Origin of the sequence: Bradyrhizobium sp. Mp27 (genome assembly GCF_029953005.1) — a bacterium.
Taxonomy (GTDB): domain Bacteria; phylum Pseudomonadota; class Alphaproteobacteria; order Rhizobiales; family Xanthobacteraceae; genus Bradyrhizobium; species Bradyrhizobium barranii.
Window position 1 is genome coordinate 1 of the sequence record NZ_JASAUS010000580.1, and the last position, 706, is coordinate 706.

Sequence of the window (706 nt, forward strand, 5' to 3'; positions counted from 1 at the left end):
TCCGTCGTTGCCGCCTCCATACCCCCCGCCAACGATTTGCAAACACGTTGATCAACAGACTGCAATCCCCACGCCAAACCTTTGCGAGTGGGACGCGAACGTCGCTTACCGATCACTGGCTGCGGCGGCGAATTGTCGTCGCGCGAAGAGCAGGCAGCAATTGAGATCCAAAGTCGGCGCGGTTCGCATCCGTGTCAGGGGGACGGTCGACCGGCGGGCGCTGTGCGAGGTGCTTGCGGCAGTCGGGACGGTTGGTCGATGATCGGGCTCCGACCTGGGTTGTCGATCTGGATCGCGACGCAGCCGATCGATTTCCGTCGGGGATGGACTCACTGGCGATGCTGGTGAGCGAGGGGTTTGGGGCCAATCCGTACGACGGCGGACTTTATGTCTTCCGGTCCAAGCGCCGAGATCGCGTGAAGATCCTGACCTGGGACGGAAGCGGCCTTGTCCTTTACTACAAAAGAATCGAGGGGCAGTTCACCTGGCCGCCGATCAAGGAAGGCGTCATGCCGCTATCTCATGCTCAACTCTCAGACTGGAAGCGTGTGCCGATGCGAGTTGTGGATCAGCCAGCGCGAGCTGGTTGATCCGCATCAAGAGTAGCTCGTCACTCATGCGGAGTTGTTGTAAAATCACTTTGCATGAGTGATTTGCCTTCCGATCCAGCATTGCTCCGACACACCGTGATGGCGCTGTCGTCAAG

Annotated in this window: 1 protein-coding gene; it reads left to right on the forward strand. The window is 59.3% G+C overall.

The window, feature by feature from the left end:
* Window positions 1–251: 251 nt before the first annotated feature.
* On the forward strand, window positions 252–590 hold the full coding sequence (tnpB, locus tag QJT78_RS51835; protein ID WP_157791311.1) for an IS66 family insertion sequence element accessory protein TnpB: 339 nt from the start codon (window positions 252–254) through the stop codon (window positions 588–590).
* Window positions 591–706: the final 116 nt, after the last annotated feature.